Origin of the sequence: Bacillus sp. Marseille-Q1617, from assembly GCF_903645295.1 — a bacterium.
Classification (GTDB): domain Bacteria; phylum Bacillota; class Bacilli; order Bacillales; family Bacillaceae_B; genus Rossellomorea.
The window spans coordinates 195,584-211,781 of the sequence record NZ_CAHJXM010000003.1; the positions used below are offsets into that span (position 1 = coordinate 195,584).

The following is a 16,198-nucleotide window of genomic DNA, read 5'->3' on the forward strand; positions in this document are numbered from 1 at the left end:
TGAGAGGTTACTAGTTCAAAAGTAGGTGATGGCGAGATGAAGCACACACTAAATAAAAAGAAGCTGCAAGATAAGATGAATGACTTTAAACGGTACGGATTTACGCTGTTGGCACTGAGTGTATTCATGTATCTCGGTGTGGTAATTCCCTCAGAAACCGTGACGGAGATCAAAACGATGACCCTGATGTCAGGCACCATCGTATTACTTGGACTGTCACTCATCTTCTTTACCAAAGCGATAAAATATAAAAAAGATCTGCAATCAGTAGATGAATAAAAAGAGGCTGGAACAAAAGTGTTTCAGTCTAAGTAACCCGAACTAATTTGCTTCCGATGAGTCAAATTAGTTCGGGTTTTTATTATGGACCCTTCCACAGGGTCCATTTTTTTCGTCTATTTTTCATTAATATAGAGCTTTTGCCGCCTCGCAAACGGAGGAATGGAATACTATGGTAGAGCATGATGCGAAAATCGAAATTTGTTGAAAAGAAAATGTTTACAATTCAGGGAGAATTGGATATACTAACCAATGTAAGAAAAAAATCACACTAAAGGAGGTCGAAGAAAATGATCATTGCTGCTAATAAATTCAACTCAACAGAATATTGTTTTAACCATTCGACCGCTTGTGGGATGAATTTCATTTAATTCAATTTATAATTTAAATGAAGCCGCGGGGAGAATGTACTTTCCTGCGGCTTTTTGTGCCGTGCGGGGAAGGAAGCTCTGTGCGGTTTTTTACTGCCAAAAATAGGCTTTGAAAGGGGTGATAAGTATGACACTGAATCTTTTATTCATGACGGTTACATTTAAAAAGAAACAAGAATCGTTTGAGGAAGCAGAACATAACTGCAGCGTGATGAAGCAGTATGAACAAACGAAAATGAAGCAGCAATTCACAACACGCATTTATTAATGCTCGGAACTGAAAGCAAATAAGGAGAGGAGAATGAAAAATGATGAACATACAGGAGAAGAGAAGAAATGCGCTATGGGTAGAGAAGGATTCTGCCTAGTTACACGAAAGAAGGTGGAAGAATTGTTTCTGAATATTCTAGTCTGGACTGCTGTCTTTCATAAGAAAAAGAAAAGAAATGACAGATGATCAAAAGGGATGCCTCTTAGAGTGAGGCATCCCTTTTTTCATGAACAGAACTATGCAGTTAAGGAAGATCCGGTCACAAATCTGTCATGTATTAGTAAAGAGTTGTTCACGTTTGGCCCGAGAATCGGCGAGTAAAAGTGATACATTAATAGTAAGAAGGAAAGTTGATTCCTGACTTAAAAAAGGAGTGAATGAGATGTTTTCCATGATAATGGGTCTTGTCTTAACGTCTGTCATTGGTTTGATCATTGCTGCTGAAGTCAGTGTGGAGTAGTTTAGAGAGAGAAATATTGAATCTGTTAAAAAGCGATCAATTTTGGATCGCTTTTTTTAGTTACATTTGTCCTGTCCCTACCGATTTGCTTCTCCTTTCCAACAAAAGGGTATCCCGCCATACACCGTCCAACATACCAATTTTTTCTCTATGGCCCACAACACGGAATCCATGCTTTTCATGCAATCTGATACTTGAAACATTTTCAGGGAATATTCCCGCTTGCAGGGTCCAATAACCATGAGATTCACTGACTTCTATCAGAGCATCCAGAAGGAGGCTCCCCGTGCCTTTACCCTGATGTTGAGTCGAAACATATACACTTACTTCAGCTACCCCTGCATAAACACATCTGCCGGAAACCGGGCTCAATGCAGCCCAGCCCTGTAAAGAATCAGCTGTACGTGCCACAATCCTCCCTTCCTTAGCATGACCCTCATCCCATTCTTCCCAGGTGGGGGCTTCTTTTTGAAAGGTTGCATTCCCGGTTGCTATCCCTTCTACATAAATCTCTCTTACCCCTGCCCAGTCTTCAGCTTTCATTTCATCAATGAATAATTTTTTCATTAGAATTCCACACTCTCTATTAGAAGTATTCATAAATTTTACTAATATTTAGAATTAAAATTCAACTAAAAATCACTTGTCATCCATATATAAGTGAAATATTATATAAGCATAGAATAATATATTGATACCCGAAAAAAGCCTGGAGGTGATTTGATGAAAGCATCGGCTATTGAAATCGATAAGTCTGCTGCAATCTTGAAATTATTAGGGGATAAAACCCGTTTGAGGATGGTGAAGATACTGGATACGAATGACTGCTGCGTATGTGAATTCGTAGAAATTTTTAAAGCCAGTCAACCTGCCATCAGTCAGCATGTGCGAAAATTAAAGGATGTCGGGATTGTAAGGGAAAAGCGCAGGGGGCAGTGGATTATTTATTCCCTCAACCGTGATAGTGAATACTTTCCGATGATCCAAACCCTGCTTGATCACCTTCCGAACCAGGACTTCAAACTGAAGGAATTGGAGGAACAGGGCTTGCGGATATCTTGTGAATAATTGGAGGTAAAAGGAATTATGACCATTTTAGCATCAGTGATCTTTCTCATCACCCTTGTTCTCGTCATATGGCAGCCTAAAGGGCTTTCCATAGGCTGGTCCGCTTGCGGAGGAGCCGTATTGGCGCTGGTTGCAGGGGTCGTCGATTTCAATGATGTGGTGGATGTCACATCTATCGTTTGGAATGCGACTTTAGCGTTCATCGCCATCATCATCATATCACTCATACTTGATGAGATTGGATTCTTCGAGTGGGCTGCCTTACATATGGCAAAGGCAGCAAAAGGGAACGGCGTTCGGATGTTCGTCTACGTTTCATTGTTAGGTGCGGTTGTGGCAGCTCTCTTTGCAAACGATGGAGCAGCCCTTATACTGACACCCATCGTATTAGCGATGGTACGGAACCTGAACTTCAGTGAGAAACTTGTATTTCCGTTTATCATTGCCAGCGGCTTTATCGCTGACACGACATCCCTTCCTCTGGTCGTCAGCAACCTGGTGAATATCGTCTCCGCTGACTTTTTTGGCATAGGGTTTGTAGAGTTTGCTTCCCGGATGATTGTTCCGAACTTCTTCTCGCTAGGGGCAAGCATTTTGGTTCTGTATCTATTCTTCCGTAAAAGCATTCCTAAGAACTATGATGTTTCCCAGCTGAAAAAACCGGTTGAAGCGATCCGTGACGAGAAAATGTTCCGTCTTTCCTGGGTTGTTCTGGCTGTCTTATTGATCGGCTACTTTGCAAGTGAGTTCATCGGTCTTCCGGTATCCATCATTGCAGGGATTGTCGCTATTTTCTTTTTGGCAATGGCGAGAAGGAGTGCAGCTGTCAATACGAAGACCGTCATCAAAGGCGCTCCGTGGGCTATCGTGTTTTTCTCGATTGGAATGTACGTCGTCGTGTATGGTCTTCGTAATGTAGGACTTACCAATGTGCTGGCAGACGTCATCCAGATGACTGCTGACCAAGGTTTATTCGCAGCTACAGTCGGAATGGGATTCATCGCGGCGATTCTTTCTTCCATTATGAACAATATGCCGACCGTCATGATTGATGCCCTTGCGATTGCAGACACTGATACTACCGGGGTTGTCCGCGAAGCGCTCATCTACGCGAATGTCATCGGATCGGATCTTGGACCGAAGATCACGCCAATCGGGTCACTCGCTACATTATTATGGCTCCACGTTCTTTCATTAAAAGGAGTAAAAATCTCCTGGGGGACGTATTTTAAAACAGGAATCATTTTGACCATCCCAACCCTGTTCATTACATTAGTCGGACTTTACTTATGGTTATTAATTATTTAACAAACATTAAAGGAGAGATTCAACATGTCAAAGAAAACCATCTACTTCCTATGCACAGGTAATTCATGCAGAAGCCAAATGGCTGAAGGCTGGGCAAAAAAACACTTAGGTGATGAGTGGAACGTATATAGTGCGGGAATCGAAGCTCATGGCTTGAACCCCAATGCGGTTAAGGCGATGAAAGAGTCAGGAATCGATATCACAAATCAAACATCAGATATCATCGACCCTGAAATCTTGAATAATTCCGACCTGGTCGTAACGCTATGCGGAGATGCTGCAGATAAATGTCCAATGACCCCTCCTCATGTAAAACGGGAGCATTGGGGATTTGATGACCCTGCAAAAGCTGAAGGAACCGAAGAAGAAAAATGGGCATTCTTCCAGCGAGTACGAGACGAAATCGGTGAACGAATCAACCGTTTTGCTGAGACGGGTGAATAAAAAAACATAACCAAGAGATTTTTCTCTTGGTTTCTTTATTACTTAAATATAAGTAAGTGCTTATGGATAATAGAGGAGTGTTACGATGAAAAAAGTTGAGATCTTTGATCCGGCCATGTGCTGTTCTACAGGTGTATGTGGACCAAGTGTCGACCCCGAGCTTACCCGGATAGCATCAGCCGTATATTCGCTTGAACAAAAAGGGTTCAGCATCTCGCGTTATCAGCTAACAAATGAACCGGAGAAATTTGCAGAAAATCCGGTCGTGAGCAAAACCCTTCAAGAAAAGGGGCCGGACTCATTGCCTTTAGTGTTGAAAGACGGTGAAGTTGTCAATATGGGAACTTACCCGACCAATGAGGAATTGGCAGAATGGTTCAACCTTCCCCCGGAAGAATTAACCAAGAAACCCAAAGTTCGCTTATCCCTGGATTTAAAATCACGGAAGTAAGAAAGGAAGGACATTATGTTTCAACCTTATTTACCTCAACATGCTGTTCACACTCCATTCCTTTTCATAACAGGTAAAGGAGGTGTGGGCAAGACGTCAACAGCAAGTGCAACTGCACTTGCTCTAGCCGATGGCGGGAAGAAGGTTCTCCTCATAAGTACCGATCCTGCGTCGAACTTGCAGGATGTGTTCCAAATGGAATGTTCAAACACGCCCAAACCCGTTCCCGGTGAGGACAATCTTTTTATCAGTAACATCGACCCTGAAGAATCTGCCAGGGCGTATCGCGAAAAAGTGGTCGGCCCGTACAAGGGAGTTCTACCTGAGACTGTGGTTGCGACCATGGAAGAACAATTATCCGGTGCCTGCACAGTGGAGATTGCCGCGTTTGATGAGTTTTCAGGTCTCCTTTCCAATGAAGAGGTGATAGAAGAATATGATCACATCATATTTGATACGGCTCCCACTGGACATACGCTTCGTTTACTGCAGCTTCCTGCAGCATGGAATGGGTTTCTTGAAGAAAGTACCCACGGAGCATCTTGTTTAGGGCCCCTGGCAGGGCTTTCAGAAAAAAAAGCCCTGTATGCCAGAACGGTTGAAGTCTTATCCGATAAAAAACAAACGACTTTATTGCTTGTTACAAGAGCGGACGGTTCCTCTCTTGCAGAAGCCAATAGAGCCTCAGAAGAATTAAGGGAGATTGGGCTGGTTAATCAGCATCTGCTTATCAACGGCCTTTTAAAGGAAAGGGTAAGTGACGATGCAATTTCAATTGCCTTCTATGACAAGCAGCAAAAAGCTTTGTGCGGAATGCCTGAAAACCTGAAACAATTGGTCACTTACTCACTCCCGTTTGTTTCCTATTCACTGACAGGTGTAAACAATCTGCGCTCTTTATTCAAGCAGGACATACTGCCTGAAAGTGAAATGAAAGATGACATCGACTCTTCAATAGAAACAGGGAAGTTAAATGATCTTATTGAAGACTTATTAGGGAAAGAAACTTCTTTAATCTTCACCATGGGAAAAGGGGGCGTCGGGAAAACAACCGTTGCGTCGGCAATTGCCGTAGGGCTGGTCGAGAAGGGGCAAAAGGTTCACTTAACAACGACTGATCCCGCTGCTCATATCAACTATCAATTTCATCATGATCAATTGAATGAACGGTTGACAATCAGCAGCATCAATCCAAAAATGGAAGTTGAAAAATATAAAGATGAGGTTTTAAGTAACGCAAAAGATGATCTTGAGGAAGATGGTCTGGCTTATTTAGAAGAAGATTTAAACTCTCCCTGCACAGAAGAGATTGCGTTATTCAGGGCATTCAGTGAAGTGGTTTCCCGCTCAGAGAATGAAATTGTCGTCATTGACACAGCACCTACCGGTCATACACTCCTATTATTGGATGCGGCTGAGTCATTCAGTAAGGAAATTGAGAAATCCACAGGGGATATCCCCTCCAGTGTAAAGGATCTATTGCCAAAATTACGAAACAAAGAAGAAACAGCCGTGGTCATTGTCACCTTGGCTGAGGCAACCCCTGTAATGGAAGCTTCACGCCTGCAGGAGGACCTTAAGCGCGCCTCGATCCATCCCCAATGGTGGGTCATCAATCAAAATCTGTTACAAACGAAAACAAGTGATCCAGTGTTAAAGGGTAAAGCCCTCGCTGAAAAAGAGTGGATTTTGAAAGTGAAGGAACAGTTCGCAGAAAAAACAGCGGTGATTCCCTGGATGGAAGAAGAAAAGATCGGCTATAACAAGCTGATGGATTATATGAAGTATTAATGGAGGTAACAACAACATGACTAAAAACTATCATGAATTAATCAAGGATCGTATTTATGTCGGCGGGGCGGCCGACGCTGAAGAAGCAGTAAAGAATGAACAGATCGATTTTGTTTTTGATTTGCGTGCTGAATCGCCAAATAATGATACAGAGTATACTCGTATCCACAGCCCGATCGTGGATGATGCGGGTGACCAGGATGACTCCATAAAAGAATCTATCCACCAGGTTGTATCTGCCTATAGAGAAGGCAAGAATGTATTCTTTCACTGCCAGGGAGGCAGCAACCGAACTGGTACCGTGGCGGTGGGGACACTGCTTGAACTTGGTAAAGCGAAAACATTGGATGAGGCTGAAGCCATGGCGAAACAATCACGGCCAAAGATCAATGTAAAACCTGAAATGATGGTCTCTTTACGTAAACTCTACCCACAATCTTAACAGGAGGGAATTTCAAATGCAGATTACTGATCAAGCAAAACAAGTATTATTGGATATTCTAAAAGAACAAGGAGCAGAAGGCATCCGTCTATCTACGGCTGCCGGGTGCTGCGGACCGCAAATTGCAGTATCGATGGACGAGCCGAAACCAACAGATAACATTCAAACCATCAACGGTATACGGGTTGCCATCGACCCAGACATGACGGCAACCCAAGAACTAACGATTGACTTGGAGAAGACACCTGAGGGAGAAGGACTGGTCCTCATCGGAGCGAATAACTGTTGTTAAATAAAAAGGCAGCTGCTTCTTGAGCGGCTGCCTTTTGTTCATTAGACTAAATAAAAGATGAATCCGGAGACGGTAGACATTGAAATCACCGATAGCACAAAGATGAAGACCAGTTCTTTTTTAAAGATGGATTTGAGCAGGACCACTTCAGGAAGGCTCGCTCCCGCTGAACTGATCATCATCGCCATAACCGGACCGAGAGCCATTCCTTTCATGATCAAAATCTGTGATATGGGAATCATGCTGGATAGCCGTATATACAATGGAACTCCGATAATGGCTGCAATCGGGATCAACCACCAATGATCTCTTCCAAAGAAATCGGATATCCATTCAGTAGGAACCAGACCATGGATGACTGCACCAACTGCTGCCCCGATGATAAGATATGGAAATACACTTCTCATTAATTGAAGGGTTTCTTTCATTGCTCCCTTCAAGGAAAATTTCTTTTCCTCTTCACTGAAGCCGGACATCATGACATTTTTGACATATTTCTCAAATCCTAATGCTTCTAAAATAAATCCAACAGCGATAGAGAAGAAGGTAGTGACCAGTGTGTAAATCAGTGTCACCTTCCAGCCGAGAACCACTCCCATGATTGTGAGGATGGTTGGATCCAAAACGGGTGAAGCGAATAAAAAGATCATGACAATACCGAAAGGCATTTTCTTTTTCAGCATGTTCACCACCACAGGAATGGTGGAGCAGGAGCAAAATGGAGTAATGAAAGCAAAGACGATCGCAGCAGCTGCACCCCATGCTTTATTCCTGCCAGATATCAATTTCTCGATTTTTTCATAAGGGATGAATCCTTGTAATGCACTGATGGCAAATGAAATGATCACAAACAAAACCGTTAATTCGAGTACAATCTCAAGAAAGCTTCTTAAAGTTTCTTCCCACATCTAGTTGATCCCCTTTCCTTTTAGCTTACTGCCGGGCAGCAGTTATTACAGCAGGCGTGCTTTCTCTTTGGTTTTTTAGAGATGAATTTGGATAGGATGGGTTGCAATAAGAACGATTCAGCCTGATTTCTTTCAACCATCTCCTTCATTTCACTCATCTTTTGTTTTATTATCATTTCTTCTTTGAACATATTGAACATGTTAACCCCTCCATTAATCAAAATAAATTGATTTATATATCAAAAAAAATTGATGTAAATCCTAAAAATTAGCATGTTGGCCTGAACAGACAACATAGCTCAGCTGATAGAAGATGATTAATCTCGCTTTGGTTCAAGGAATAGTAGCTCCATGTCCCTCTGGTTTCTTTGGTGATGATATTTGCATCGAGAAGGATTTTAAGGTGATAGGAAAGTTTCGACTGGGCCATATCCATAAGCGGAGCAAGATCACAAACGCACATTTCTCCTTTTTCGGTCAAGATGTTCATGATCTGAAGTCTCTTTTGGTCGGCGATTGCTTTGAATTTTGCTTCATACGTTTCAAACATCTTTTGTTTAGAAATGTCTTGTAATGGTATTTCCTTCTTCATTTGTTGTAACCTCATTTCTAATTCGTCTTGATATCCTCATCTTATATCCAATATTTTCATGTGTCAAGGAAATAATCAATATTTTTTGATGTACTGATTTACTGTATGCAGGATGGATCACAAAAGTGATTAAAACAATTTTTTTTGATTTAATAGTTGCATTTAGAAAAAATTGCTAATATACTATTTCTATAAATCAAATAAATTTGATGTAAACAATAAATCAAAAATATTTGGTTTAAATCGAATAAAGGAGTTGGGTTAAATGAACTTTGTGAAAATTTTCTTAGGGGAAAAAGGTAAAGAGTCAAAGAACTGCTGCAGCATAGAAATTAAAGAAGTGGATAATGACAGTGAGGAAAGCTGCTGTCATTCGGAAGAGACTCAATGCTGTTAGTAAATACTAAGTGAAAATCGTTTTCGGGGTCTGCTTCCGCTTCCATAAAGTGCAGCGGGAGGCAGACCCCGATTTTCTATTAACTTCCGGCTCACATATTTCTTTTTTCTTTTTCTTCCCGGTAGAACTCGTGAAACATTTTCATGAGGGCACGTTTTTCTATACGTGACACATAGCTTCGGGATATGCCGAGTTCTTTGGCAATTTCCCTTTGCGTCTTCTCTTCTTTCATATCCAGCCCAAAGCGGCCGACAATGACTTCTTTTTCCCTTTCATCCAACACGCAGATATATTTACGGACTTTCTCGAGTTCCATGCTCAATTGAATCGTGTCGATGACATCGTCAGTTTCTGATTTTAAAATATCAATCAGGCTTATTTCATTTCCTTCTTTATCCTGACCAATCGGATCATGTAAGGAAACGTCTTTTTTAGTTTTCTTAAGCGCCCGGAGATGCATGAGGATTTCATTCTCGATACATCTTGCCGCATAGGTCGCAAGCTTTGTTCCTTTTCCTTCCGAATAACTTTCGATGGCCTTGATTAAACCTATGGTCCCAATGGAAATTAAATCTTCTGGGTCTTCGCCTGTATTCTCAAATTTTTTCACGATATGCGCGACCAGACGTAAATTGTGCTCGATCAGCAGATTTCGTGCGTGGTCATCGCCATCGGCCATCTTGCGTAAATACTTTTTTTCATCTGCTGCCGATAAGGGTTGAGGAAACGCGTTGTTTTTTACATAAGAGACGAGAAATATTAATTCCTTGAAGAAATACCCCAGTGCTGTTAGAACGCCAGACATATTTACACCTCCATGAAGGACTTATACTAGAAGCATATGAATCATGAAGCGAGTCCTTGCACGTCCCTGAAAAGTATACAGGCCAATTGACCAAATATAGAGGGTAATTGCCTACACCGTCGCTCAGCGGGGCACATATATTAATCATAATAAGTAAGTTAGGAGGTAATCTTATGCCATATGGTTATCCTGGTTATCCTTATTATTACCCCCCGTATTACGGCGGCGGAGGGTTCTACTTTGCACTGGCAGTCGTCCTTTTGATCCTTCTCTTCTTATTCGGTGGATGGTGGTACTATAACAACTGTTAAAAGAAACGCAAGGACCGGCGATCATTGTCGCCGGTCCTTCTGTTTTACGCCTTTTTCAGGGTAAACGAACTGATCATCAATAAAGATAGAATGATAGTAAAGAATAATACCAATTCACCCGGAATATACGGAATGGCTAAGTAGCTCAGTGTTAAAAGACAGCCGGCAGCGGTAATGGGGAGCCCGGTGAAATAGCCTGTATTGTCAGAGATATTAAAGCGAGCCAGCCGGAAGGCACCGCATCCGATATAGAAAATCGTGAAAAACATTCCCGGAAATGAAAATTCATTTAGAATAGCCGTATAGATCAGCAAGGCAGGGGCCACACCGAAAGAAACGATATCACTCATAGAATCCAGCTGTTTACCCAGTTCCGATTCTATGTTGAGTCTTCTCGCCGCCATCCCATCAAAACGGTCCGTTAAGGCAGCAATGAAAATGAGAAGCAGACTAAGATTCATTTGATTGTGAAGAGTCGCAATGACACTGAATCCTCCTAGGGACAAGTTTGTTAATGTTAAGAGATTGGCGGTTTGTGATTTCAGCTTTCTTACAGTCTGGTCAACGACTTCGGAGAGTAACAAAATGCATTCACCTCCTCCATATTCATTTTACAGATGCTTATGTTTGTTTCAGTAAGAAAATGATTTTCCTGCAGATAAAAATCCCTTTCAATATAGTATATAATGATAATTTATTATATACTTAGTAAACTGCGAAAGGTTATCGTTTTTTAACGAGTGGAGAGGGGTCAATGTGAAACAATCTATCTATCGGTTATGTATTGAACTGACTAATAAAAAATGGTCATCATTTATATTGAAAAAATTTGTTCAGTCCCGTTTGAGCAAGCCGTTTATTCAAAGCTTCGTCCGGACATTCAAGATCGATGTAAACGAATTGGAAGGCAGCACAAAGGATTATCGGACACTTCATGAATTCTTCATCAGAAAGCTGAAAGAAGATGCCAGGGTGATCCAATATGGAGAGAATGATGCTGTAAGCCCCGTGGACGGGCTGCTTGCCGAAACCGGCTCCATTTCTGACGAGCTTGAAATCATGGTGAAAGGGAAGTCTTATTCTGTTCTTGAGATGCTGGGAAGCAGAGAAAAAGCTTCATCTTATATAGGAGGGGGATTTGGCGTATTTTACCTGAGTCCGGCGAATTATCATCGCATACACAGCCCTATAAATGGGACTGTTCTGAATAAATGGTCACTGGGCAGCCACTCTTACCCGGTAAATGACTTAGGGCTGCTGTATGGAAAAGCTGCACTCTCTAAAAATTATCGTGAAGTCACGGAGCTCCAGCATCAGCTCGGGAAGGTGTCAGTCGTAAAAGTGGGAGCGATGTTCGTTAACAGCATCGAATATGTAAATGAGCGAAATTCATGGAAACAGGGAGAAGAGGTGGCTTACTTCACTTTCGGATCCACTGTCATTCTTCTATTTGAAAAAGACCGGTTCCTGTTCTCAGAAGGTAAAGCTGTTCCGCGTGAAGTGAAAATGGGGGAAACGATAGGGAAGTTCAAAGAATAAAAAAAGAGGACGGATACCTGATCCGTCCATTTTCTTATTTTATGAAGAAGCTTTTATTCGATGCGATAGTGACCGACGGTGAATTTCCATTTCGATGAGGCGAATGAACTCAGAGTTAAGTTTAAGCTGGCACGCTTTGTAATAAGAATCCAACAACAGCTCGTCCGATAGTTTCCTCATTAATTTCACCTCCAGATCGTCATATATTTTTATTTTGAAACATATCGTTAGTAAGTTATGAAGTAGTAATTAAACTTTACCAAATATATTTTTTCAGAACAAGCGTTCCGTTATCCACAGTTATTGGTGGATAAGTTGTGATTAAACTGTATACAACTGGTAAAATTACCTAACTTTATTAAGGGAATAATGTGAATAAGGTTATCCACAGCTGTGAAGCACCTGGAAATTTGTCGAAAAATATTTATGAATAGTTGTAATATTCATTGACCGTGCCCATATAATATGGTTTATTTTGAATCTGCGAGTAAAATTGGTTATCATTGATTTAATTAGGGTTAAAGTACGTAATAAATGATTTAGAAATATGAGGTGTATAGATGGTGTTAAAGCATTTTTTACCTGATGAACAGGTTCAGGACATATTCAGTATCCGTCCGGAGTACTTAAAGGATAAAGGAATTAAAGCAATCATTACAGATTTGGATAATACACTTGTGGAATGGGACAGGCCCAATGCCACGCCTAAATTGATTCAATGGTTTAAAGAAATGCAGGAACATGGAATTCTTGTGACGATTGTTTCGAATAATAATGAAAAACGAGTCGGGGCATTTTCAGATCCGCTGGGCGTGCCATTCATTTTCCAGGCACGAAAGCCGATGGGACGTGCGTTCAGACGTGCCATTAAAGAAATGGGTGTCAAGAGGGAAGAAGCGGTTGTGATTGGGGATCAGCTTTTGACAGACGTCCTCGGAGGGAACAGAAATGGTTTTCATACGATTCTGGTAGTTCCTGTAGCGCAATCAGACGGTTTCATTACAAAGTTTAACCGGAAAGTCGAGAGAAGAATCATGAAGTTTTTCAAGCGTAAAGGACTGCTTGAGTGGGAGGAAAAGAAGTGAGTGAAGTAGTTTGTGTAGGCTGTGGTGTTGGAATTCAGACAGAAGACAAGGAAGGCATGGGTTATGCCCCGCCTTCCGCATTGCAGAAGGAAGAAATCATCTGTCAAAGATGTTTCCGGCTGAAGCATTATAATGAAGTACAGGATGTCCCCCTTACCGATGACGACTTCTTGAAAATCCTGAATGAAATAGGGAATTCAGAAGGGCTGATCGTTAAAATAGTCGACATTTTTGATTTTAACGGGAGCTGGCTTCCTGGCCTTCACCGTTTCGTCGGATCGAACCCGATCCTGTTAATCGGTAATAAAGTTGATTTATTACCGAAATCTGTTAAGCCCTCAAAGATGATTCATTGGATGAAGCATGAAGCGAGCCAACTGGGGTTGAAGCCGGTCGATGTTCAGTTGGTGAGTGCGGCTAAGGGTCAGGGCGTGGAAGAAGCGATCCAGGCGATCGAGAAGTACCGCAACGGGAAAGATGTGTATGTGGTTGGCTGTACGAATGTCGGGAAATCAACCTTCATTAATCGGATCATCAAGCAGGTTTCCGGAGAGCAGGATGTCATCACGACTTCCCATTTTCCAGGGACCACTTTGGATATGATCCAGATACCGCTGGATGAAGATGAATCCCTCATCGATACGCCTGGTATCATCAACCATCATCAAATGGCTCATTACGTGGATAAGCAGGACTTGAAGATCATCACCCCTAAAAAGGAAATCAAGCCGAGAACGTTCCAGCTGAACCCGGAGCAGACATTATTCTTTGGGGGATTATCCAGGTTTGACTTTTTGAAAGGGGAACGTCAGCCGTTTACTGCGTACTTCTCAAATGAATTGACGATTCATCGGACAAAATTGGATAAGGCCGATGAACTGTATAAGAACCATGCAGGAGAGCTGCTGCAGCCTCCTCGCAGGGAGGATATGGAAACATTTCCTGAGCTTGTTAAGCATGAGTTCAAAGTAAAAGAAGCAAAGACGGATATCGTTTTCTCCGGCTTGGGCTGGATTACAGTGAATGAACCGGGAGCAAGTATTGCTGCCCACGTTCCGAAGGGTGTAAGTGTATTCTTAAGAAAGTCTTTGATTTAGGAGGGGGTAGAGTGGATGATCTATACGGTGTGATAGGAGATCCGATTGCCCACTCCATGTCTCCCGTCATGCATAATGCAGCGTTTCATGATGCAGGAATACAGGCATCATATGGCAGGCTTCATGTCGTACCCAGTGAATTGCCTGATGCCATCAAGGGAATCAGGGCACTCGGGTTAAGAGGCATCAACGTAACGGTTCCCCATAAAACGGCCGTCATGCCTTTATTGGATGAGATAGATCCTTTGGCAGCCTCTATCGGGGCTGTGAATACGATTGTCAACCGTGAAGGGAAGCTCATCGGTTACAATACAGATGGGTTAGGCTTCGTGGAAGGCTTGAAAAAAGATATACAAGGTGATCTATCAAGTAAGAAGGTATTGATCATCGGAGCGGGCGGGGCTGCAAAGGCAATTTACTTTACCCTCGCTTCATTGGGAGTAAGGAACATCGATATTACCAATCGTTCAGATGACAAGGCCTTCGATATGATCGACTCTTGTCCGGTTGATATCGAGTCACAATATTGCAAGCTGCAGGAAGCTGAATTGAAGCTGCATCAATATGATATCGTTATCCAGACGACTTCAATCGGCATGTTCCCTGCAGCCGAAGAATCCCCAATAAGGGTTGACCGGGTCAAAACGGGGGCAGTGTTCAGTGACATCATTTATAATCCGCTAAAGACGTCCTTTTTGAGACAGGCAGAACAACATGGTGCAGTCATTCAAAATGGAATCGATATGTTTGTATATCAAGGGGCTCTTGCGTTCACAAAATGGACCGGGATCACTCCTAATACGGAATTAATGAAAAACATCGTTTTAAAACAACTGGGAGGTTAACAATGTTAACAGGTAAACAAAAAAGATATCTACGTTCGGAAGCACATCATCTATCGCCGATTTTTCAAGTTGGGAAAGGCGGCGTCAATGAAAATATGATCAAACAGATCGATGAAGCATTGGAGAAAAGAGAGCTGATGAAAATCAGTGTCCTTCAGAACTGTGAATGGGATAAAACAGAAGTGGCAGAAGCACTTGTGGAAGGTACCGACGCAGAACTTGTACAAGTTATCGGCAGCACGATTGTCCTTTATAAAGAGTCGAAAGAAAATAAGCAAATCACCCTGCCAAGATAAGGATGAAAGGCAAATGAAGAAAAAAATAGGGCTTCTGGGAGGTACCTTCAATCCACCCCATTTAGGCCATCTTGTCATTGCACAGCAGGTCCTGGAAAAAGCGGAGTTGGACGAAATTCGTTTTCTTCCGAACCGTGTACCTCCTCATAAGGAACGTGATGAAACTGTATCGGTCGAGCAGAGGCTGAGAATGCTTGCAGAAGCGATAAAAGGGAACCCGAAATTTAATATTGAGAAAATCGAGCTCCAAAGGGAAGGACCTTCTTATACGTACGATACAGTCAGAGCCTTGATTGAAAGAGATCCCGACATTGACTACTCTTTCATTATCGGGGGGGATATGATCGAATATCTCCCAAAATGGTTCCGTATTGAGGAACTTATTGACATGGTGCATTTCATCGGGGTGAACAGACCGGCTTATTCTCATCAAACGCCTTATGATATGCGCTTTGTGGAAGTACCCTCTCTTTCCATTTCTTCCTCCTATATTCGTGAGTCCGTAAAGGAAAACAGATCAATCCGCTATCTGGTGACCGATGAGGTGTATCGAATTATAAAGGAGGAGAAACTATATGGATAGACAGGAAGCATTGGAGGTTGTGAAAGAACAGTTGACAGAACACCGCTTTGTACACACATGCGCTGTAATGGAAACGGCCATAGGGCTTGCCCGTCGATATGGGGCAGATGTAAAGAAAGCTGAAACTGCGGCGATTTTTCATGACTACGCTAAATTCAGGGATAAAAATGAAATGAAACAGCTGATCGTATCTGAAGGTCTGGCACCAGATCTATTAGAATATAACAGTGAACTTTGGCATGCCCCTGTAGGCGCCATCCTGGTAGAACGGGAAGCGGGCATTCGTGATGCAGAAGTACTGGATGCCATCCGTTTTCACACGTCTGGATGCGAAAACATGTCCATACTTGATAAAGTGATTTATTTAGCTGATTATATAGAACCGAACCGTCATTTTCCCGGAGTGGAAGAAGTGAGGGAGTTAGCAGATGAATCCCTTGATAATGCAATCATAAAGGCACTGCAGAACACCATCGTGTTTCTGATGAAAAAAAACCAGGCAATCTATCCGGATACATTCCGGTTTTATAATAAACTGGTACTTGAACAGAGGAGATGAAAAC

The 16,198-nt window shown here is 42.2% G+C and carries 26 protein-coding genes; 19 read left to right on the plus strand and 7 right to left on the minus strand.

The features are described 5' to 3' along the window. The first annotated feature begins 36 nt into the window (after positions 1 to 36). The 3 genes from HWX64_RS18180 to HWX64_RS18190 all read left to right on the plus strand — a co-directional run bounded on the left by HWX64_RS18180 (position 37) and on the right by HWX64_RS18190 (position 1,107). Complete coding sequence (locus HWX64_RS18180) at positions 37 to 279, plus strand: YrhC family protein (protein ID WP_175990946.1); 243 nt, start codon at positions 37 to 39, stop codon at positions 277 to 279. Positions 280 to 777: 498 nt separating this feature from the next. Further along, positions 778 to 918, plus strand: coding sequence for a YrzI family small protein (locus HWX64_RS18185; protein ID WP_175990947.1), 141 nt, complete (start codon positions 778 to 780; stop codon positions 916 to 918). Between the two features lie 33 nt (positions 919 to 951). Beyond that, complete coding sequence (locus tag HWX64_RS18190) at positions 952 to 1,107, plus strand: hypothetical protein (RefSeq protein WP_175990948.1); 156 nt, start codon at positions 952 to 954, stop codon at positions 1,105 to 1,107. A 334-nt stretch (positions 1,108 to 1,441) separates the two neighbouring features. Here HWX64_RS18190 and HWX64_RS18195 read toward each other — a convergent pair whose 3' ends face one another. Then, positions 1,442 to 1,948, minus strand: a complete 507-nt coding sequence (locus HWX64_RS18195) for a GNAT family N-acetyltransferase (protein ID WP_175990949.1) — start codon at positions 1,946 to 1,948, stop codon at positions 1,442 to 1,444. 156 nt (positions 1,949 to 2,104) lie between these two features. Between HWX64_RS18195 and HWX64_RS18200 the strand changes: the two genes are divergently transcribed. From HWX64_RS18200 to HWX64_RS18230, 7 genes are all read left to right on the plus strand, one after another. Beyond that, positions 2,105 to 2,449, plus strand: coding sequence for a metalloregulator ArsR/SmtB family transcription factor (locus HWX64_RS18200; RefSeq protein WP_175990950.1), 345 nt, complete (start codon positions 2,105 to 2,107; stop codon positions 2,447 to 2,449). Between the two features lie 18 nt (positions 2,450 to 2,467). Next, complete coding sequence (locus tag HWX64_RS18205) at positions 2,468 to 3,757, plus strand: arsenic transporter (RefSeq protein ID WP_175990951.1); 1,290 nt, start codon at positions 2,468 to 2,470, stop codon at positions 3,755 to 3,757. 24 nt (positions 3,758 to 3,781) lie between these two features. Beyond that, positions 3,782 to 4,201, plus strand: coding sequence for an arsenate reductase (thioredoxin) (gene arsC / locus HWX64_RS18210; RefSeq protein ID WP_175990952.1), 420 nt, complete (start codon positions 3,782 to 3,784; stop codon positions 4,199 to 4,201). An 85-nt stretch (positions 4,202 to 4,286) separates the two neighbouring features. Continuing rightward, the gene (gene arsD, locus HWX64_RS18215) at positions 4,287 to 4,652 is read left to right on the plus strand and encodes an arsenite efflux transporter metallochaperone ArsD (protein WP_175990953.1); all 366 of its coding nucleotides are present in this window, start codon (positions 4,287 to 4,289) and stop codon (positions 4,650 to 4,652) included. 15 nt (positions 4,653 to 4,667) lie between these two features. Then, the gene (arsA, locus tag HWX64_RS18220) at positions 4,668 to 6,443 is read left to right on the plus strand and encodes an arsenical pump-driving ATPase (protein ID WP_175990954.1); all 1,776 of its coding nucleotides are present in this window, start codon (positions 4,668 to 4,670) and stop codon (positions 6,441 to 6,443) included. A 16-nt stretch (positions 6,444 to 6,459) separates the two neighbouring features. Further along, on the plus strand, positions 6,460 to 6,885 hold the full coding sequence (locus tag HWX64_RS18225) for a dual specificity protein phosphatase family protein (RefSeq protein WP_175990955.1): 426 nt from the start codon (positions 6,460 to 6,462) through the stop codon (positions 6,883 to 6,885). 16 nt (positions 6,886 to 6,901) lie between these two features. Then, entirely contained in the window at positions 6,902 to 7,177 is a 276-nt protein-coding gene (locus tag HWX64_RS18230) for an adhesin (protein WP_175990956.1), read from the plus strand. A 41-nt stretch (positions 7,178 to 7,218) separates the two neighbouring features. On the opposite strand, the gene HWX64_RS18235 is transcribed toward HWX64_RS18230, so the two are convergent. From HWX64_RS18235 to HWX64_RS18245, 3 genes are all read right to left on the minus strand, one after another. Further along, positions 7,219 to 8,085, minus strand: a complete 867-nt coding sequence (locus HWX64_RS18235) for a permease (RefSeq protein ID WP_175990957.1) — start codon at positions 8,083 to 8,085, stop codon at positions 7,219 to 7,221. Between the two features lie 20 nt (positions 8,086 to 8,105). After that, positions 8,106 to 8,285 carry a hypothetical protein gene (locus HWX64_RS18240; protein ID WP_175990958.1) on the minus strand — a complete coding sequence of 60 codons (180 nt, stop codon included), beginning with the start codon at positions 8,283 to 8,285 and terminating at the stop codon, positions 8,106 to 8,108. A 68-nt stretch (positions 8,286 to 8,353) separates the two neighbouring features. Continuing rightward, complete coding sequence (locus HWX64_RS18245) at positions 8,354 to 8,677, minus strand: metalloregulator ArsR/SmtB family transcription factor (protein ID WP_175990959.1); 324 nt, start codon at positions 8,675 to 8,677, stop codon at positions 8,354 to 8,356. Positions 8,678 to 8,942: 265 nt separating this feature from the next. On the opposite strand from HWX64_RS18245, the gene HWX64_RS22135 reads away from it, so the two are divergent. Further along, positions 8,943 to 9,074 (plus strand): hypothetical protein, encoded by a 132-nt coding sequence (locus HWX64_RS22135; RefSeq protein ID WP_303049496.1) that lies wholly within the window; start codon positions 8,943 to 8,945, stop codon positions 9,072 to 9,074. 91 nt (positions 9,075 to 9,165) lie between these two features. On the opposite strand, the gene sigK is transcribed toward HWX64_RS22135, so the two are convergent. Then, positions 9,166 to 9,879 carry an RNA polymerase sporulation sigma factor SigK gene (sigK, locus tag HWX64_RS18250; protein WP_175990960.1) on the minus strand — a complete coding sequence of 238 codons (714 nt, stop codon included), beginning with the start codon at positions 9,877 to 9,879 and terminating at the stop codon, positions 9,166 to 9,168. A 173-nt stretch (positions 9,880 to 10,052) separates the two neighbouring features. On the opposite strand from sigK, the gene HWX64_RS18255 reads away from it, so the two are divergent. Continuing rightward, positions 10,053 to 10,190: a hypothetical protein gene (locus HWX64_RS18255; protein ID WP_175990961.1), complete on the plus strand. Its 138-nt coding sequence runs from the start codon at positions 10,053 to 10,055 to the stop codon at positions 10,188 to 10,190. A gap of 44 nt (positions 10,191 to 10,234) precedes the next feature. On the opposite strand, the gene pssA is transcribed toward HWX64_RS18255, so the two are convergent. Next, entirely contained in the window at positions 10,235 to 10,774 is a 540-nt protein-coding gene (gene pssA, locus HWX64_RS18260) for a CDP-diacylglycerol--serine O-phosphatidyltransferase (protein WP_175990962.1), read from the minus strand. A 172-nt stretch (positions 10,775 to 10,946) separates the two neighbouring features. Between pssA and HWX64_RS18265 the strand changes: the two genes are divergently transcribed. Beyond that, positions 10,947 to 11,729 carry a phosphatidylserine decarboxylase gene (locus HWX64_RS18265; protein ID WP_175990963.1) on the plus strand — a complete coding sequence of 261 codons (783 nt, stop codon included), beginning with the start codon at positions 10,947 to 10,949 and terminating at the stop codon, positions 11,727 to 11,729. A 39-nt stretch (positions 11,730 to 11,768) separates the two neighbouring features. Here the strand turns inward: HWX64_RS18265 and HWX64_RS18270 are convergent, their stop codons facing one another. Next, complete coding sequence (locus tag HWX64_RS18270; RefSeq protein WP_175990964.1) at positions 11,769 to 11,909, minus strand: sporulation histidine kinase inhibitor Sda; 141 nt, start codon at positions 11,907 to 11,909, stop codon at positions 11,769 to 11,771. Positions 11,910 to 12,289: 380 nt separating this feature from the next. Here HWX64_RS18270 and HWX64_RS18275 point away from each other — a divergent pair, with 380 nt between their 5' ends. The 6 genes from HWX64_RS18275 to yqeK are packed head-to-tail and all read left to right on the plus strand — an operon-like array spanning position 12,290 to position 16,194. Then, complete coding sequence (locus HWX64_RS18275) at positions 12,290 to 12,814, plus strand: YqeG family HAD IIIA-type phosphatase (RefSeq protein ID WP_175990965.1); 525 nt, start codon at positions 12,290 to 12,292, stop codon at positions 12,812 to 12,814. After that, positions 12,811 to 13,911 (plus strand): ribosome biogenesis GTPase YqeH, encoded by a 1,101-nt coding sequence (gene yqeH / locus HWX64_RS18280; RefSeq protein WP_175990966.1) that lies wholly within the window; start codon positions 12,811 to 12,813, stop codon positions 13,909 to 13,911. The genes HWX64_RS18275 and yqeH overlap by 4 nt, the downstream gene beginning before the upstream one ends. An 11-nt stretch (positions 13,912 to 13,922) precedes the next feature. Beyond that, positions 13,923 to 14,756, plus strand: coding sequence for a shikimate dehydrogenase (gene aroE / locus HWX64_RS18285; protein WP_175990967.1), 834 nt, complete (start codon positions 13,923 to 13,925; stop codon positions 14,754 to 14,756). Positions 14,757 to 14,758: 2 nt separating this feature from the next. Beyond that, positions 14,759 to 15,052: a ribosome assembly RNA-binding protein YhbY gene (gene yhbY / locus HWX64_RS18290; protein ID WP_175990968.1), complete on the plus strand. Its 294-nt coding sequence runs from the start codon at positions 14,759 to 14,761 to the stop codon at positions 15,050 to 15,052. Positions 15,053 to 15,065: 13 nt separating this feature from the next. Continuing rightward, positions 15,066 to 15,635, plus strand: coding sequence for a nicotinate-nucleotide adenylyltransferase (locus tag HWX64_RS18295; protein WP_175990969.1), 570 nt, complete (start codon positions 15,066 to 15,068; stop codon positions 15,633 to 15,635). Beyond that, complete coding sequence (gene yqeK, locus HWX64_RS18300) at positions 15,628 to 16,194, plus strand: bis(5'-nucleosyl)-tetraphosphatase (symmetrical) YqeK (protein WP_175990970.1); 567 nt, start codon at positions 15,628 to 15,630, stop codon at positions 16,192 to 16,194. Before HWX64_RS18295 ends, yqeK begins: the two co-directional genes overlap by 8 nt. Positions 16,195 to 16,198: the final 4 nt, after the last annotated feature.

What these genes read in the sequence shown, in the direction of transcription:
- HWX64_RS18180 (WP_175990946.1), top strand. Translation starts at nt 37, where the DNA reads ATGAAGCACACACTAAATAAAAAGAAGCTGCAAGATAAGATGAATGAC.
- HWX64_RS18185 (WP_175990947.1), top strand. Translation starts at nt 778, where the DNA reads ATGACACTGAATCTTTTATTCATGACGGTTACATTTAAAAAGAAACAA.
- HWX64_RS18190 (WP_175990948.1), top strand. Translation starts at nt 952, where the DNA reads ATGAAAAATGATGAACATACAGGAGAAGAGAAGAAATGCGCTATGGGT.
- HWX64_RS18195 (WP_175990949.1), bottom strand. Translation starts at nt 1,948, where the DNA reads ATGAAAAAATTATTCATTGATGAAATGAAAGCTGAAGACTGGGCAGGG.
- HWX64_RS18200 (WP_175990950.1), top strand. Translation starts at nt 2,105, where the DNA reads ATGAAAGCATCGGCTATTGAAATCGATAAGTCTGCTGCAATCTTGAAA.
- HWX64_RS18205 (WP_175990951.1), top strand. Translation starts at nt 2,468, where the DNA reads ATGACCATTTTAGCATCAGTGATCTTTCTCATCACCCTTGTTCTCGTC.
- arsC (WP_175990952.1), top strand. Translation starts at nt 3,782, where the DNA reads ATGTCAAAGAAAACCATCTACTTCCTATGCACAGGTAATTCATGCAGA.
- arsD (WP_175990953.1), top strand. Translation starts at nt 4,287, where the DNA reads ATGAAAAAAGTTGAGATCTTTGATCCGGCCATGTGCTGTTCTACAGGT.
- arsA (WP_175990954.1), top strand. Translation starts at nt 4,668, where the DNA reads ATGTTTCAACCTTATTTACCTCAACATGCTGTTCACACTCCATTCCTT.
- HWX64_RS18225 (WP_175990955.1), top strand. Translation starts at nt 6,460, where the DNA reads ATGACTAAAAACTATCATGAATTAATCAAGGATCGTATTTATGTCGGC.
- HWX64_RS18230 (WP_175990956.1), top strand. Translation starts at nt 6,902, where the DNA reads ATGCAGATTACTGATCAAGCAAAACAAGTATTATTGGATATTCTAAAA.
- HWX64_RS18235 (WP_175990957.1), bottom strand. Translation starts at nt 8,085, where the DNA reads ATGTGGGAAGAAACTTTAAGAAGCTTTCTTGAGATTGTACTCGAATTA.
- HWX64_RS18240 (WP_175990958.1), bottom strand. Translation starts at nt 8,285, where the DNA reads ATGTTCAATATGTTCAAAGAAGAAATGATAATAAAACAAAAGATGAGT.
- HWX64_RS18245 (WP_175990959.1), bottom strand. Translation starts at nt 8,677, where the DNA reads ATGAAGAAGGAAATACCATTACAAGACATTTCTAAACAAAAGATGTTT.
- HWX64_RS22135 (WP_303049496.1), top strand. Translation starts at nt 8,943, where the DNA reads ATGAACTTTGTGAAAATTTTCTTAGGGGAAAAAGGTAAAGAGTCAAAG.
- sigK (WP_175990960.1), bottom strand. Translation starts at nt 9,879, where the DNA reads ATGTCTGGCGTTCTAACAGCACTGGGGTATTTCTTCAAGGAATTAATA.
- HWX64_RS18255 (WP_175990961.1), top strand. Translation starts at nt 10,053, where the DNA reads ATGCCATATGGTTATCCTGGTTATCCTTATTATTACCCCCCGTATTAC.
- HWX64_RS18270 (WP_175990964.1), bottom strand. Translation starts at nt 11,909, where the DNA reads ATGAGGAAACTATCGGACGAGCTGTTGTTGGATTCTTATTACAAAGCG.
- HWX64_RS18275 (WP_175990965.1), top strand. Translation starts at nt 12,290, where the DNA reads ATGGTGTTAAAGCATTTTTTACCTGATGAACAGGTTCAGGACATATTC.
- yhbY (WP_175990968.1), top strand. Translation starts at nt 14,759, where the DNA reads ATGTTAACAGGTAAACAAAAAAGATATCTACGTTCGGAAGCACATCAT.
- HWX64_RS18295 (WP_175990969.1), top strand. Translation starts at nt 15,066, where the DNA reads ATGAAGAAAAAAATAGGGCTTCTGGGAGGTACCTTCAATCCACCCCAT.
- yqeK (WP_175990970.1), top strand. Translation starts at nt 15,628, where the DNA reads ATGGATAGACAGGAAGCATTGGAGGTTGTGAAAGAACAGTTGACAGAA.